This window comes from Corynebacterium sp. HMSC034H07 (genome assembly GCF_001815175.1).
GTDB lineage: Bacteria > Actinomycetota > Actinomycetes > Mycobacteriales > Mycobacteriaceae > Corynebacterium > Corynebacterium hiratae.
In genome coordinates this window covers 83,956-99,595 of record NZ_KV819542.1, presented here as the reverse complement: position 1 = coordinate 99,595, position 15,640 = coordinate 83,956, and the positions used below count along the sequence as shown (strand labels likewise).

The following is a 15,640-nucleotide window of genomic DNA, read 5'->3' as shown; positions in this document are numbered from 1 at the left end:
AAAAAATGCGGAAAAATACCAACTCCCAAGCTTAACCAGTTCCGTACTCACTCGCAGACCGCGTTGAGTACGGAAAACTAGTGCCCAAGGAAAGACAGCACGGAGGCAGCCCCAGCGCGGGTAGCTGAGCGCATGGTGGGCTCATAGTCCGGGAGGAACGTGGACTGATGGTTGACCGGCGGGTTGCCTAGGAGGTCCTCCGGCGTGGAACCGATGAACCAGAAGTAGTACGGCACGCCCCAGGCCTGCGGGAGGTAGCAGAAATCCTCGGACACGGTGGAGGGCGTGGCAGTGACGGAGAGATCACCGAAGACCGCGTCGAAGGCCGAGCGAACGGTTTCATGTGCGGCGGCGTCGTTGTCGGTGACTTCGCCGTGGGCGAAATACTCGAAGGTAGGTTCAGCGGGGCATCCGCTTGCTTCACATTCAGCGCGCACCATGCGCTCGAGGGAGGCGTAGACTCGCTTGGCCAACTCCGGCTTGTAGTAACGGGTGTTGAGCACCAGCTCGGCGCTGCCCGGAATGATGTTGTTCTTATCGCCCGAGTGCAGCTCGCCTACCGAGATGACGAAGAAGTCATGGGGAGGTACTTCGCGGCCGACGATGGCTTGCAGGCGGGTTACCACCATGGCGGCCACGTAGGACGGATCGATGGCCTCATGCGGCATGGAGGCGTGCGCGGAGCGCCCCGTGATGCGGATGCGGAGGGAGTCGCAACCGGCCAGGATGGGGCCGGCGGTGGACTGCACTTGGCCGGCGGGGCCGGGCATGACGTGTTGTCCTAGGCAGACATCCGGGGTGGGGACTCGGTCGGTGAGTCCGTCAGCAATCATGTACTTGGCGCCCATGGATGATTCCTCCGCCGGCTGGAATAGTGCTAGGAAGGTGCCGCGCCAGGCCGCACGGTGGGCGTCGAGAATCGCGCACGCACCGAGCAGTGCGGTGGCGTGTACGTCGTGCCCGCACGCGTGCATTGCCCCGTTGGTGGCGGCGAAGGGCACGCCGGTTTCCTCGGCCACGGGGAGGGCATCAAAGTCGGCACGCATGAGGGCGGTGGGGCCGTCGCCATTGCGGAAGATAGCGACGATGCCGTGGCCGCCGATTCCGGTGACGAGCTCGCAGTCGTAGTTCTCTAGTTGTTCGAGGATGCGCCCGGCGGTGCGTTCCTCTTCGTGGGACAGCTCCGGGTGGGCATGCAGATCTTCGTAAAAGGCGCGTTGCCAGCTGAGATCAACGGCGTCCTCCGAAAGGAGTCCAGTCAGCGTGGAAAGTGTGGGATCTGCCATAGTTACCGTCCTTGAAGTTTGGGTAGGGTTACCTACATGCCAATGATTCACTTTGATGTTCTGGTGCCGGATGCCCAAGCGGAGCGTGTGGCCGAAATCTTTAGCACTGCCACCCGTAAGTTGGTGGAAAACAACTCGCTGGCCTCTGCAGAGGTTACTCGTGTGCCTGAGCCTGTATTCCCAGAGGGGTTGGAAGAACAGCTGCGCCAGACTTACCGTGAGGAACACGAAGAGCGGGACCTGGAGGGGGCAAACGTGTATCGCTACGCCATCGCCGTCGATGGCGTGACGGGGTCCGTTAACCAGCTGACGATGGTCCTCGCGCGCCTGCTGACCCCGCATGCGGTGCTACCGAAAGATCATGTGTTGCTGGAAGATGAGCTCGCCCACGAGCGCCCGGCTATCTTCCCGTGGGCGGTGCAGGTAGCCCCTTAGTCCCACAGAAAGCTCTAATTCTGCAGGAAGTTCAGCACAAGACGCTCGGCCGCGGCGCTCAGTTGCTCGGCCACGCTAGCGTGCGCGTCGCCGTCGAGCTCTTCGAGTAGCGCGCCCTGCGGTGCCGGGGCGGTAGCGGAGCCGGCGATGATGCCGAGAGTGGGCGGTCCAGTGAGCTCGGCCAGCGTGCCTACCACCTTTCCGGTGAGTGATTGTTCGTCGAAGCGGCCTTCGCCGGTCAGGACGAGGTCCGCCTCGGCGATGCGGGCGGGAAGATCGAGGGCCTCAGCTACATAGCGGCCGCCCGGCACGATGCGGCAGTGCTCCGAGGTGCCCCAGAGTGTGCGCGAAAGCCAGCTCAGGGCGATGGGGATACCGCCGGCGGCACCAAAGAACTCGTCCTCCGGATCGGTGTCCGTGACCTCGCACAATCGCAGCATCGCGCCGGCCAGGAGCGCGACCTGGTCGCCCTTGGCCCCCTTCTGCGGCCCATACATTGTTGCGGCCTGGATGGGCACGGCGCGGGTATCGGTGACCAAAGTGTAGTCCAACATGGCCGCCTTCATGTTTAGTTGCGCCGTGTCGATGTGGTCGAGGTTGACCAGCGGAGCACCCCCTTTGGGGAGGGCATAGCCGCGGGCATCGTGTGCGGCGGCGCCGAGTGCGGCGAGGATGCCGAGCCCGCCGTCGATGCTGGCGCTACCGCCGAGGCCGAGAACGATGTGCTTGGCGCCGCGCGATTCGGCATCGGCCACCAACACGCCCGTGCCATAGGAGTCCGCATGCAGCGGGTCGAGGGCATCGGAGACAGCAGGCAGCCCAGTGGCGGCGGCGACGTCGATGAAGGCTGTATCGCCGACGAGCTGATAGCTGGCCTCGGTGAGGCGTCCAACAGCATCGGTAGTTGGCAGCGTAATGGTCTGGCCCGCAGTGCCGTGGCGAGCCACGGCGGCACTAGCGAGAACCTCCGCGGTTCCCTCGCCACCATCGGCCGTGGGAAGGGCATGTACCTTCGCCGTGTCGGCATACGGGGAGGAGCTCAGCGCGCGGCGCGCGCCGAGTGCAATGGCAGCAGCGGCTTCGGCGGCGGTGGCGGTGCCTTTAAAGGAATCGGGGGCAACAAGAATGCGCATGTTCACGAGTATATGGCAGAGATGTGAGAAAAAATTTTCGCGCTCTGACCAGCCTTTAAGGCGCGCCGCAGTACGGACGTCTTGCAATTTAGGTCAATTGATAGAAAACTATCGTTTGTTCAATGGATGACGCACCGACCGCGAGGCACGGTGTCGAATGAAAGGATAGCCATGTCCATCGACCAGCAAATCTCCGACTATTACAGCAAGCTCCTCAAGCGTAATGCGGGCGAACCGGAATTCCACCAGGCGCTCGCTGAGGTGCTTGACTCCCTGAAGATCGTCCTCAACAAGGACCCGCACTATGCTGATTACGGCCTGGTCGAGCGTCTATGCGAACCCGAGCGCCAGCTCATCTTCCGCGTTCCATGGGTAGATGACAGCGGCCAGATTCAGGTTAACCGTGGCTTCCGCGTGCAGTTTAACTCCGCCCTCGGCCCCTACAAGGGCGGCCTGCGCTTCCACCCGAGTGTGAACTTGGGCATCATCAAGTTCCTCGGCTTCGAGCAGATTTTTAAGAACTCCCTGACCGGCCTGCCTATCGGTGGTGGCAAGGGCGGTTCCGACTTCGACCCGAAGGGTAAGTCCGATGCCGAGGTCATGCGCTTCTGCCAGTCCTTCATGACGGAGCTACACAACCACATCGGCGAATACCGCGATGTCCCGGCCGGCGATATCGGCGTGGGCGGCCGCGAAATCGGTTTCCTGTTCGGGCAGTACCGCCGGCTGGAAGGCAAGCATGAGTCTGGCGTTCTTACCGGCAAGGGTCTGTCCTGGGGTGGCTCCCTCGTGCGTACCGAGGCTACCGGTTACGGCCTGGTGTATCTGACCTCGGAAATGATGAAGACCCATGGTGAGTCCTTCGACGGTGCCAAGGTTATTGTCTCCGGCTCCGGCAACGTCGCCATCTACGCTGCTGAAAAGGTGCAACAGCTCGGCGGTACCGTCGTCGCGATGTCTGACTCCTCCGGCTACATCACCACCCCGAACGGTGTGGACCTGGAGCTGCTCAAGGAGATTAAAGAAGTCCGCCGCGAGCGTATTTCCACCTACGCCGGCGAAGCGGGTGCGGGCGTGGAGTACCACGAAGGCGGCAACGTATGGGAGGTGAGCGCCGACGTTGCCCTGCCGTGCGCTACCCAAAACGAACTTGACGGTGACGATGCCAAGCTTCTGGTGAAGAATCAGGTCCGCTATGTTGCCGAAGGCGCGAACATGCCCTGTACCCCGGAGGCAGCGCACTACTTTGTGGAAAGCGGCATCGCCTTCGCGCCGGGTAAGGCCGCGAATGCGGGCGGCGTGGCGACCTCCGCGCTAGAGATGCAGCAGAATGCGTCCCGTGACTCCTGGTCCTTCGAATACACCGACCAGCGCCTGCACGAGATCATGTCCAACATCTTCCGCAACATTGACAAGACCTCCAAGGAATATGGCTTGGAGGGCGACTACGTTGCCGGCGCCAACATCGCAGGCTTCAAGAAGGTGGCCGACGCCATGCTGGCACAGGGCGTTATCTAGCCCCGCTCCTGTCCTCTATTGCCAGGTTGAGCCTCCCCGCCTAGCGGGGAGGTTTTCGCCGTTTTGCCCGCGTGGGATACGTGGTGGTGCGCTCTTGCTTGGATAGTCTGGTGCCATGTACCGCGTATTTGAGTCCCTCGATGAACTTGTTCGCAACCTGGAACAGGCCTATGCCGTTCCCATGACCTCCAATTGCATGGTTCCGCGCCACGAGATGCTGGCGCTTCTCGACGATCTCCGCAACGCCCTCCCCGTTGAAATGGATGATGCCCAAGATGTTCTGGACAAGCAGGATGAGATCCTGCAGGGTGCCGAGGAACGCGCGAACCAAATCATCTCCGATGCCAACGCAGAAGCCGATGACACCGTTACCCGTGCGCGCGAGGACTCCGACGCCATGCTGGCTGACGCCCAGCACCGCGCCACCACCATGGTGGCCCAGGCAGAAGATGAGGCCACCAACCTCGTAGAAAACGCGCGCTCTGATGCCGAGCGCACCCGCGCCCAGGCAGATGAGGAGTACCAGCGCACCGTTGCTGCGGGCCAAGCTGAGCAGGACCGTTTGGTCTCTGAATCCGAAGTTGTGCGCCGCGCCGACGACGAAGCGCACCGCATCGTGGAATCCGCCCACTCCGAATCCAACCGACTGCGCACCGAGTGCGATGAATTTGTCGACGCCAAGCTGGCAGAATTCGAAACCACCTTGTCGGATCTCCTGCGCACCGTCAACAACGATCGCTCCGCCCTGCGGCGAGGCGCCGGTGTGCGCTCCCGCGGGGAGTCCCGCGGCGAGGGGCGCACTAGTGCGCGCGAACACCGCGAGCCGGGGCGCCGTGCACCCCGCGCGCCGCGCGACTACTAACGTGAACTAACGCGCGTGCCTCCTCCGCGCGGCGGATACGGGCGGCTTCCTTAGCTGACATGGTGCTCAGTGCCGCGGCAAGTCCGGCGGAGATGAGGCCTGGGAGTGCATAGAGCAGCCACATGATGCCGAAATTCGTGTCTACGGCGTGGGGTTCTGAGAGAGGGCCCCAGGCGGCGTCGGCAAGCATCAGCAACACATCCACCGCCCCGACGGTGAGCATCATCAATCCAATCCCCATGCTGGCGGCCGAAAAGGACTCCCGCGCGCCCCACGCGATGAGCGCAGCAAAAAGCGAGAACAGCGCTGAAGAAATAATGACAATTGGCCCAAAGTGCAGGGGGAGAAGAGACACGGCGCCGACGATCACACCTGCGAGGGCACTGGCGAGAGCCACGCGGTGCAAGGAAAGGCCGGCATCGCCAAAGATGCTGGGGCGGTGTCGAGTGATGACGTGGCGGCATGCCACCCCGGCAACGGCCAGTGCTACGGCGGGGACAAGGCACTGCAGCGGAAAGCTGAGTGCGAGGTCGCGTGCCGTGGCGGCCAGAGGCGCCGTGCCCGTAGCGGTGTAGCTCATGGGCCTTTAGGCTAAAAGCCTGAAGCAGAAGAATCGAGGCTTTTGCGCAAGTGCTTAAGTGGCTATGACCCTGCGTTCAGGTCCTTGCCAGTCTAGGGCGCAGGGGGCAGCACAGGGTAAGCTGGTGGGCGCTATGAAATCACCATTGAAGTTCGACGTGACGGAATTGCTCCGCAGCCAAGGAACCGAGGCGCTGCCTGAGCACCGCGTGCAGACCGGACCCGCGCCAGAGCGCATCGGCGTGGAAATGATCGGCGTCCCGGAAGGCGCTGAAGTCACGGTGGAAGCCACCTTGACCCCGTTGGGCTCCGGCGTGTTGGTGGACGCTGATGTCACCGGCACCCTCAGCGGCGAATGCGCACGCTGCTTGGCTGAGCTACACCCAGAGATGGATCTCCACGTGTCCCAGGTGTTTTCCGCAGACGAATCCTTCGTCGGCGGGGATGAGAGCGAGGAAGAGGATCGCGGTTCGGGCGATGAGGTACCCGAGATTCAGGACGGGATTCTTGACCTCCTGCAGACCGTGATCGATGAGGCAGGGTTGTCCCTTCCGTTTGCCCCAACGTGCGAAGGCGGCTGCGAGGTGGACGTGCCCGAAGGTGTGACCACGGGGGTATCCGGGGAAGAAGAACGCGTTGATCCGCGGTGGTCCGGGCTGGAGAAATTCCTATGAGCAAGAAGAAGAAACTGACCGGTGAGCAGGCCCTTGCCGCAGCATTCGCGGAGGTAGACCACGCCCCGTTGCTGAAAGCACTCGGCGTGGAGCTCAGCGATGAGCTGCTGTGTTTGGCGCTGACACACCGCTCCTTTGCTAATGAGAACGGGCACCTTCCCAACAATGAGCGCTTGGAGTTCCTGGGGGACGCGGTCTTGGGCTTGTCCGTCGCGGCCAAGCTCTACGACAAGTACCCCTCGCGCCCCGAGTCGGATATTTCCAAGATGCGCGCGTCCATCGTGTCGCGCTACGGGTTGTCTGACGTGGCCCGTGAGATTGGCGTGGGCGACCACGTCTTGTTGGGCAAAGGCGAGCAAGCCACTGGAGGACGCGACAAGGATTCCATCTTGGCCGATACCACCGAGGCCATCCTGGGCGCTATTTACCGTCAACATGGCTTCGAGGTCGCCCGCGGGGTGGTGCTGAAGCTGTTCGCCGCCAAGATCGACAACGCCGTGGTGTCCGGTCGGCACATGGACTGGAAGACGACCTTGCAGGAGCTGTGCGCTGAGTTGAAGGCCGCGATGCCGGTCTATTCAGCCACGTCGACGGGTCCTGAGCACGATCAAACCTTCAACGCCGTGGCCACCGTGGCCGGTTTGACCGTCGGCCGGGGGACGGGCCACAACAAGAAGCTCGCTGAGCAGCAGGCGGCGGAGGAAGCGTGCCAAACCTTGCGTGAGACGCCGTTGCTGGTGCAGGGCACCGCCGGCAAAGAAAGCTAAAACACGAGGACTCGATGCCAGAACTTCCCGAAGTTGAGTCCGTCCGCCGCGGGCTCGAGCCTTATGTTGTGGGGCGCTCCTTCGCAGCAGTAGAGGTTCTCCACCCGCGCGCTAACCGGGGCCAGGAAGTGCCGCTGTCCGCGCTGCTGGTGGGCAGGAAGATTGCCGCGGTGGCGCGCCGCGGCAAGTTCATGTGGCTGGAGTTCGCCGACGAGGACCACACTGACCCGGCACGCGATGTGCTCTTCATCCACCTCGGTATGTCGGGGCAGGTGCGGATCGGTGAGGTAGATTCGCCGCATGTGCGTATCGCCGCCGTGCTTGACGACGCCACCCGCCTCAGCTTCGTGGACCAGCGCACCTTCGGCTATTGGCGTCTCGGGCCGTGGCTGACCATGGCGCATATCGCTCCCGATCCTCTCGAAACAGACTTCGATCTCACAGCGGCAGGGCGGCGCCTGCGCGCGAAACGCACCGCGGTCAAGGTAGCTCTGCTCGACCAAACGGTGCTCAGCGGGGTGGGCAATATCTATGCCGATGAGGCGTTGTGGGCGGCCCAGATTTCTCCGCTCAAGAAGGCTAGCGCCCTGCGGCAGCGCGATGCCGTCGCGGTGATATCCGCGGCCGGTGATGTCATGCGCGCGGCGCTTGCCGTTGGCGGAACTAGCTTTGACGCGTTGTACGTCAACGTCAACGGTGAATCCGGATATTTTGACCGTTCCTTACATGCCTATGGCAGGGGTGGCCAGCCCTGCGATCGCTGCGGTGAGGAAATCGTGAAAACCGTGCTTGGTGGGCGTGGGACCCACTACTGCCCGTCCTGTCAGCGCCGCGGAGAGGGGAGGCTGCCCGCGGCCAACTAGGACGATTCTGGTGTGAGTTATTAATGTGTAACGCATGCAAGAAATCTTCAGCACCGTGATCGGTGTCATTAACGACAGTCTGTGGTCTTATGTCCTGCCATGGCTGCTCATTGCCGCGGGCCTCTTCTTCGGCATCCGCACCGTCTTGGTGCAGATCCGTATGGTGCCGGACATGTTCAAGGCGGTCGTCGAAAAGCCCAAGGGCGTCGGCGCCGATGAGGATGCCGACTATGGCGGAATCTCCGCCTTCAAGGCATTCACCATTTCGGCAGCCTCCCGCGTGGGCACCGGCAACGTCGCGGGCGTGGCCGTGGCCATCTCCGTGGGCGGACCCGGTGCGGTGTTCTGGATGTGGCTCATCGCCATCCTTGGTGGTGCGACTGCATTCGTCGAGTCCACTTTGGCGCAGCTATGGAAGATGCGTGAAGGGGATACCTACCGTGGTGGCCCCGCCTACTACATGTCCCGCGGCTTGGGCTGGAAGCCTCTGGCGACCATCTTCTCCGTCGCCATCGCCATTACTTTTGGCTGGTTCTACAACGCTTTCCAGACCAACGCTATCTCCGATTCCTTGGCGGCCTCCTTCGGGCAGGATTCCAGTGCTTTCAAGGCAGGCGTGGGCATCGCCGTCGTTGCAGTGTCCGGTCTCATCATCATCGGTGGCGTGCAGCGCATCGCCTCGATGACTCAGTTCATCGTGCCCTTCATGGCCGGTGCTTACCTCATCATGGGCATCATCGTAGTGGTCCTGAACTTTGACAAGGTGCCGGACATGCTTGCCTACATCATTGGCTCTGCGTTCGGCTTCCGCGAGGCCGCCGGTGCGACCGTGGGCATGGCGATGCTCAAGGGTATCCAGCGTGGTTTGTTCTCCAACGAAGCGGGTGAAGGTTCTGCACCGAACGCAGCAGCTACCGCGACGGTGTCCCACCCAGTCAAGCAGGGCCTCGTACAGACCCTCGGCGTGTACTTCGACACCCTGGTGGTGTGTACGATTACCGCCTTCATCATCCTGCTGGGTACTGATTTCGAGCGTTTCGGTTCCGATGCGATTGAGGGTGTAACCCTGACCCAGAATGCGCTCTCCGGCGTGGTGGGTGAGTGGGGCATCCACTTCGTCACCTTCATCCTCTTCTTCCTCGCCTTCTCCTCGATTCTGGGCAACTACTACCTTGCCGAGTCCAACGTGGAGTACCTCTCTGAGAAGAAGTCGGTGCTGTGGATCTTCCGTCTCATCGTGTTGGCCTTCGTCTTCTACGGTGCAGTGGCCCCGCTGGGCACCGTGTTCGACCTGGCCGATACCGGCGCTGCCATCATGGTTCTGCTCAACGTGTGCGCCATCGTGCCGCTGTCGGGCGTGGCCATCAAGCTGCTGAAGAACTACAACGAACAGCGCCGCAAGGGCCTGGATCCCGTCTTCCACCGTGATATGCTGCCGGAACTGCAGAACGTCGAGTGCTGGGATGGCACGGATCCGGTAACCCGCCGCAGCGCGGAGGACCGCCGCCGTCTCAAGCACGAGCACGACTTGGGTGACCGCACGAACTTGAGGGAGTACTAGATGACGCAGCAGGCAGCGGCCACAGGGAATGAGCGGCTCACGGCTTTCGTCCATGGCCACGTCCAAGGCGTGGGCTTTCGCTGGTGGACGCGTTCCCGGGCACTCGAACTAGGGCTGGCAGGACACGCGACGAACCTGCAGGATGGCCGCGTCCAGGTGGTTGCTGAAGGGCCGCGTGCTGATTGCGAGAAGCTGCTGGCCTTGCTGCGTGAAGAACCGTCGACCACCCACCGCCCAGGCGTAGTGAACGCCGTGGTGGAGCAGTGGGCCGCACCGCGCGGTGAGTCGGGCTTCATCGAGCGCTAAACTAAACCGAATGCACCTCAAATCGCTCACGCTCAAAGGATTCAAGTCCTTCGCGTCCGCGACGAACCTGAAATTCGAGCCCGGCATCTGCGCCGTGGTGGGCCCAAACGGCTCGGGTAAATCGAACGTCGTCGATGCGCTCGCGTGGGTCATGGGTGAAGGCAGCGCCAAGACGCTGCGCGGCGGCAAGATGCAGGACGTCATCTTTGCCGGCGCCGGTGACCGCAAGGCCCTCGGCCGCGCCGAGGTCACGCTGACGATTGACAATTCCGATGGCGCCTTGCCCATCGAGTATTCGGAGGTCTCCGTCCCCCGCCGCATGTTCCGGGATGGCGCGAGCGAATATGAGATCAATGGGGCGAAGGCGCGCCTCATGGATATCCAAGAGCTGCTGTCTGATTCCGGCATTGGCCGGGAGATGCACATCATCGTGGGCCAGGGAAAGCTGGCAGAGATTCTGGAATCCCGCCCGGAGGATCGCCGCGCCTATATCGAAGAAGCCGCGGGCGTGCTGAAGCACCGCCGCCGCAAGGAAAAAGCGCAGCGCAAGCTGACCGGCATGCAGGCCAACCTGGATCGCCTGCAGGACTTGACCGATGAGCTGGGCAAACAACTCAAGCCCTTGGCGCGCCAAGCGGAGGCTGCCCAGCGCGCCGCAACCGTGCAAGCGGATTTGCGGGATGCCCGCCTGCGTCTTGCCGGCGACCGCGTGGTGCGGTTGCGCGCGACATTCGACGACGCTGAAAAGCGCGCGGCGGTGCTCGCCGAGCAGGTCGAGGAAGTGACAGCCCAGCTGGAAGAGGCGACCGAAATCCAGCTCGAGGTAGAAGCCGAGTTGGGGGATGTCACTCCGCGCGCGGAGGCCGCGCAGAAGCTGTGGTTTGAGCTCTCGACGCTGTCGGAGCGTATCTCCGCTACGCAGCGCATCGCGGCCGAGCGCGCCAGCAACGTTGGCTCACAGGTCGCCTACGCGGGCCAGGATCCGGATGAGTTGGAGGCACGCGCCCAGCGGGCCGACGAGGAGCATGATGAGTTGCTGGCCGCGGCCGAGGAGGCGGCGGAGCGTCTGGAATCGATCCGGGAGGAAGTGGCTGAGCGTCGGGAAGCCTTCGAGGCCGCCGATAAGGAACACATGGCGCAGCTGCGCGCCATTGCGGATCGCCGCGAAGGCGTGGTTCGCCTCATCGCCGCTGAGGAGAACTTAGCCGGTCAAGTAAGTTCCGCGGAGTCCGAGTTGGCGCGGCAGGAAGAGACGCTGGCGAACACGAAAGCCCGTACCAGGGGAGCGCAAGCGGAAGCTGACGAGGTGGCGGACAAGCTGGAGCACCTGGCCGCCGAGCGTGAGCCACTGGAGGAAGCGCATGTGCGCGCGGCCAGCGAATCCGCAGCGGCCGATAAACGCTTGGAACAGCTGCGTGACGCACAGCGGCAACACGAGCGCAGCGTGTACAGTTTGCGCGCTCGGATCGATACCCTGGGCCAGACCGTTCCAGAAGCACTGGATCTCGGTGAGGGCTTTAAACCTCTCGCGGAGTTCATCTCCACGCGTTATGAGACGGCCGTTGCGGCAGCACTCGGCTCCTTCGCCGAAGCCCAAGCCGGCGCGGTGAGCGGGGGCATCGTGCGCGATCTCGCTGCGGCGAGCCGCACGCCGCTGATCGACGTCGCCGCGGAGCCCACCGGTTCAGCCTGGCGCCTTGACGCGGATTTGCCTTCCGGTGCTCGCTGGCTGCTGGACCAGATGGTCTTGGTCCCAGAAGTCTCAGCGGCGGTGACGCGCTTGCTCTCCGACGTGGTCCTCGTCGACGACTATGCCGCAGCCCGTGAGCTCATCGCGGAGGATCCGCGCCTGCGAGCTGTGACCCCTGAGGGCCTGCTCGTCGGCGAAGGTTGGGTAGAGGCCGGAACTGGAGCTGCCTCGACGGTGGAGGTGAGCGGCCAGATTACGGAGGCCGAGCAACAGCTGGAGACCGCCACCCATGAGCTGGAAGAACTATCCGGCACGCTGGAAGGCGCGAAGCTGGCGGCGGACGATGCGCGCGTGGGTGCGGCGAGCGCCAAGGCCGCGCTACGGGAACACGATCACGAGTTAGAGGCGTGGAAGCGCGATCACCAGCGCTTGCTCAAGCAGTACGAAGCAAACAAGGCTGAGCACGAGAAGGCCGCCGCCCGCGCCACGGATATCGAGGTGCAGTTGGCCCGCCTGCGCGAGGAGCTGGCGGAGGCGCGTGACCGCTTGTCGCGCGTGGACGCTGAAGAGCAGGCTGATGAACCCTCCTCGGTGGAACGCGATGCTGCCTCGACGGCCCTCGAACAGGTCAAGGCCATGGAGGTGGAGGCCCAGCTGGCGGCCCGCAGCGCCGAAGAGAAGGTCGGCCAGGCAGCGGGTAGGGGAGAGGCCCTTCGGCGCCAAGCCCAGCACGAGCGCCAGGCCAAAGCTCGCCACGATCAGGCCATGGCCCGCCGGCAAGCGCAGGCGAGGTTGGCGGGGGCCGTCGACAAGCATGCCCAAGATTTGGCCGCCCGGACCGCGCAGGCACTCGAGCGGGCCGCCGAGGAACGCGATGAGCTGGTCACCCAGCGCGGCGTGCTGCAAGGCCGTGCACAATCGGCGAAGCAAGCGGTCTCCTCGACCCGCCAGCAGCTGGATCGCCTGACCGACTCCGCGCATAACTCCGAGATCGCCCGCAGCCAAGCGCAGGTGCGCGTGGATGAGGCCGAGGAAAAAATCGTGGAGCAGCTCGGCATTGCGATTCCCGACCTGCTCAAGGACTACACCCCGGGGGAGGATTTCGATCGTTCCGCCGAAACTAAGCGGTTGAAGCAAGCCGAGAAGGACCTCAATTCCTTGGGTAAGGTCAACCCGCTGGCCTTGGAGGAGTACAAGGCACTGGAGGAGCGCTATAGCTTCCTCTCCACGCAGCTGGATGATGTGATCCAGGCGCGCAAGGACTTGGCAGGCGTTATTGAAGACGTCGACGCGCAGATCCTGCAGCTGTTCACGGATGCCTGGCACGACGTGGAAGCGGAGTTTCCCAAGGTCTTCCAGACGCTGTTCCCCGGAGGCGAGGGTCGCCTCATCCTCACGGAGCCGGATGACATGCTGGCCACCGGCATCGAGGTGGAGGCCCGCCCGCCGGGTAAGAAGGTGAAGCGCTTGTCGCTGTTGTCTGGTGGCGAGAAGTCCTTGACAGCCCTGGCTATGCTCGTGGCGATTTTCCGCGCGCGCCCCTCACCGTTCTACGTCATGGACGAGGTGGAAGCCGCGCTTGACGACGTCAACCTGCGCCGTCTCATCGCCCTTTTCGAGGAGCTGCGTAAGGATTCCCAGCTCATCGTCATCACCCACCAGAAGCCGACGATGGACGTGGCCAACGTGCTGTATGGCGTCACGATGCGCGGCGATGGCGTGACGCGCGTGATTTCGCAGCGCATGTCTCGCGCCGGTGAGGCGCCGGGCACAGCACAGGCGGCGGAGGATGCCACGCGTCTCGGCGTGGATGCCCCGCGCTAGGGCGGGGCTTGCGCCCAGCACTTTTCACCCTCCTTGTCGTGCCGTACGTGGACAACCCTGGCACTATGGAAGGCATGAATACTACTTTTATGTGGATTGCGATAGCAGTCATCGTCCTGATTCTGCTCGTGGTCTTGTTCGTTGTCCTAGGCAAGAAGCGCGGCGAATCAAAGAAGGTCTCCTTTGAAAAGCCCGTGGAGGAGCCGAAGGAGCTGACCCAGCAGCAGAAGTCCGGCAACTACCAAGCCAAGTCTGGTTTTAATTTTGCCCCGGCTGGCGGCGGTGCAGTTAAGGAGCCTGTCACCGCCTCGAAGCCCGAGCAGCCGGCGCCACAGCCGCCAGTTGCCGAGCAGCCCGCGCAGGCCCCGGCTGAGCCCAAGCCCAAGCCTGAGCCGCAGGCGGAGCAGCGTGATGCCACTGATCTGGCGAATGCTCAGCTCAAGGGTGAAGAGGAGACCCCGAAGGCAGCGAAACCTGCGGCGGAACCGAAGCCTCAGGCAGAGCCTAAGCCGGAACCCGTCGGAGACGCGAAGCCGGTGAGCGAGCCGGAACCGGCTGCGCAGAACGAACCGGCAAAGGAAGAAGAGGATAAGGATTCTTCCGCTGGTGTAGCCGCTGCAGGAGCTGCGGGCGCTGCCGCCGCTGGTGCTGCCGTATCCGGCGCCGCTGCTGTTGACAAGGATGACGAAGACACGGAAGAGGATGTCCCGGCCACCGAACAAGAGATTGCCGAACCGGAGATTGCTGAACCGGAGCCGGTAGTTGAGACTCCGAAGGTAGAGGAGGAACCGGAGGTACCTGAGGCTCCGGCCGAGGAGGAGCCTTCCGCCCAGTCTGAGGCCGAAGAAGAGGTAGAAGCACTGCCTGAGCCAGAAGCACCGGCCGAGTCTGAGGAAGCCGAAGCAGAGGAGGCCGCCGCGGCAGCGGGGGCGCAGGCGGCGTCGGCAAGCGCGGCACTCGAGGCTGAGCCGGAGGAGCTCGAAGTATCCGACGACGCCGAGGTTGTCGAGGCCCCGGCAGCCCAGCCGCAGGAGGACATTGCGCCGGCTGCCGGCCGCTTGGGCAAGCTGCGCGGGCGTCTGTCGCGCTCGCAGAACGCCATTGGCCAAGGCCTCATGGGCATTCTTTCTGCTGGTGACCTTGATGATGATGCCTGGGAGGAAATCGAAGACACCCTCATCATGGCGGATCTGGGTACGAAGTCCACCATGCAAGTTACCGACTCCCTGCGTGACAAGATTGCAGAGCGCGGAGTCAGTTCTGAGTCCGAAGCCCGCGCCATGCTGCGCGAGGCCCTCATCGAGGTGGGCCACCCAGAGATGGATCGCTCCATCAAGGCCATGCCGAATGAAGGCAAGCCGGCCGTCATTATGGTCGTCGGCGTCAACGGCACCGGCAAGACCACCACGACCGGCAAGCTGGCCCGCGTGCTCGTGTCCATGGGGCACAACGTCTTGCTCGGCGCGGCGGATACTTTCCGTGCAGCGGCTGCGGACCAGCTGGAGACCTGGGGCCGTCGCGTGGGCGCTACGACTGTCCGCGGCAAGGAAGGCGCGGACCCGGCCTCCGTGGCCTTTGATGCCGTGGCCGCTGGCGTTGACCAGGGCGTCGACGTTGTTCTCGTTGACACCGCTGGCCGTCTGCACACCTCCGTGGACCTCATGGACCAGCTGGGCAAGGTCAAGCGCGTGGTGGAGAAGAAGACCGAGGTTGATGAGGTCCTGCTTGTACTGGATGCGACGGTGGGGCAGAACGGCCTGACCCAGGCCCGTATCTTCCGTGATGTTGTTGATATCACCGGCGTTGTCCTCACGAAGCTGGATGGCACCGCCAAGGGCGGCATCGTCTTCCAGGTGCAGGAGGAACTGGGCGTGCCGGTCAAGCTCGTGGGCCTCGGCGAGGGTGCAGATGACCTCGCGCCGTTTGAGGTTGAAGGATTTGTTGATGCCTTGCTGGGGGAGAAGTAAGTCCTTATAGATCCCTGGGCTATGCCTAAGTTCTTTCGAGACGCAGCGCCTCCTTTGTGGGGCGCTTTCGTCGTCTTCATCCCATTAAAGATGTGCTTTGGGGGAGGTCACAATGATACTCTGGGAAAGTCCTGTCTATGTGAGGCTGATTAAACAGCCCTAACAACGGTTCGTG

Annotated in this window: 13 protein-coding genes; 10 read left to right on the top strand and 3 right to left on the bottom strand. The window is 63.2% G+C overall.

Annotated features, from left to right (window positions below; translation table 11 throughout):
* Positions 1 to 77: 77 nt before the first annotated feature.
* Complete coding sequence (locus HMPREF3009_RS11580) at positions 78 to 1,286, bottom strand: amidohydrolase (RefSeq protein ID WP_070512564.1); 1,209 nt, start codon at positions 1,284 to 1,286, stop codon at positions 78 to 80.
* A gap of 36 nt (positions 1,287 to 1,322) precedes the next feature.
* On the opposite strand from HMPREF3009_RS11580, the gene HMPREF3009_RS11575 reads away from it, so the two are divergent.
* Complete coding sequence (locus HMPREF3009_RS11575; protein ID WP_046648013.1) at positions 1,323 to 1,721, top strand: hypothetical protein; 399 nt, start codon at positions 1,323 to 1,325, stop codon at positions 1,719 to 1,721.
* A 14-nt stretch (positions 1,722 to 1,735) separates the two neighbouring features.
* Here the strand turns inward: HMPREF3009_RS11575 and HMPREF3009_RS11570 are convergent, their stop codons facing one another.
* Positions 1,736 to 2,854 carry a glycerate kinase gene (locus tag HMPREF3009_RS11570; RefSeq protein ID WP_070682165.1) on the bottom strand — a complete coding sequence of 373 codons (1,119 nt, stop codon included), beginning with the start codon at positions 2,852 to 2,854 and terminating at the stop codon, positions 1,736 to 1,738.
* 171 nt (positions 2,855 to 3,025) lie between these two features.
* On the opposite strand from HMPREF3009_RS11570, the gene gdhA reads away from it, so the two are divergent.
* Positions 3,026 to 4,372, top strand: a complete 1,347-nt coding sequence (gdhA, locus tag HMPREF3009_RS11565; protein WP_070512568.1) for an NADP-specific glutamate dehydrogenase — start codon at positions 3,026 to 3,028, stop codon at positions 4,370 to 4,372.
* A gap of 115 nt (positions 4,373 to 4,487) precedes the next feature.
* The gene (locus tag HMPREF3009_RS11560; RefSeq protein ID WP_046648014.1) at positions 4,488 to 5,234 is read left to right on the top strand and encodes a DivIVA domain-containing protein; all 747 of its coding nucleotides are present in this window, start codon (positions 4,488 to 4,490) and stop codon (positions 5,232 to 5,234) included.
* Here HMPREF3009_RS11560 and HMPREF3009_RS11555 read toward each other — a convergent pair.
* Positions 5,173 to 5,814, bottom strand: a complete 642-nt coding sequence (locus tag HMPREF3009_RS11555; protein ID WP_230308876.1) for a hypothetical protein — start codon at positions 5,812 to 5,814, stop codon at positions 5,173 to 5,175. The genes HMPREF3009_RS11560 and HMPREF3009_RS11555 overlap by 62 nt on opposite strands.
* A gap of 133 nt (positions 5,815 to 5,947) precedes the next feature.
* On the opposite strand from HMPREF3009_RS11555, the gene HMPREF3009_RS11550 reads away from it, so the two are divergent.
* From HMPREF3009_RS11550 to ftsY, 7 genes are all read left to right on the top strand, one after another.
* On the top strand, positions 5,948 to 6,487 hold the full coding sequence (locus tag HMPREF3009_RS11550) for a YceD family protein (protein WP_070682068.1): 540 nt from the start codon (positions 5,948 to 5,950) through the stop codon (positions 6,485 to 6,487).
* Positions 6,484 to 7,254 (top strand): ribonuclease III, encoded by a 771-nt coding sequence (gene rnc / locus HMPREF3009_RS11545; RefSeq protein WP_046648016.1) that lies wholly within the window; start codon positions 6,484 to 6,486, stop codon positions 7,252 to 7,254. The genes HMPREF3009_RS11550 and rnc overlap by 4 nt, the downstream gene beginning before the upstream one ends.
* 14 nt (positions 7,255 to 7,268) lie before the next feature.
* The gene (mutM, locus tag HMPREF3009_RS11540; RefSeq protein WP_070682065.1) at positions 7,269 to 8,117 is read left to right on the top strand and encodes a bifunctional DNA-formamidopyrimidine glycosylase/DNA-(apurinic or apyrimidinic site) lyase; all 849 of its coding nucleotides are present in this window, start codon (positions 7,269 to 7,271) and stop codon (positions 8,115 to 8,117) included.
* Between the two features lie 34 nt (positions 8,118 to 8,151).
* Complete coding sequence (locus tag HMPREF3009_RS11535; RefSeq protein ID WP_070545728.1) at positions 8,152 to 9,678, top strand: alanine/glycine:cation symporter family protein; 1,527 nt, start codon at positions 8,152 to 8,154, stop codon at positions 9,676 to 9,678.
* Positions 9,679 to 9,984, top strand: a complete 306-nt coding sequence (locus tag HMPREF3009_RS11530; protein WP_046648019.1) for an acylphosphatase — start codon at positions 9,679 to 9,681, stop codon at positions 9,982 to 9,984.
* A gap of 10 nt (positions 9,985 to 9,994) precedes the next feature.
* Entirely contained in the window at positions 9,995 to 13,498 is a 3,504-nt protein-coding gene (gene smc / locus HMPREF3009_RS11525; protein ID WP_070682062.1) for a chromosome segregation protein SMC, read from the top strand.
* Between the two features lie 74 nt (positions 13,499 to 13,572).
* Entirely contained in the window at positions 13,573 to 15,465 is a 1,893-nt protein-coding gene (gene ftsY, locus HMPREF3009_RS11520) for a signal recognition particle-docking protein FtsY (protein WP_070682059.1), read from the top strand.
* Positions 15,466 to 15,640: the final 175 nt, after the last annotated feature.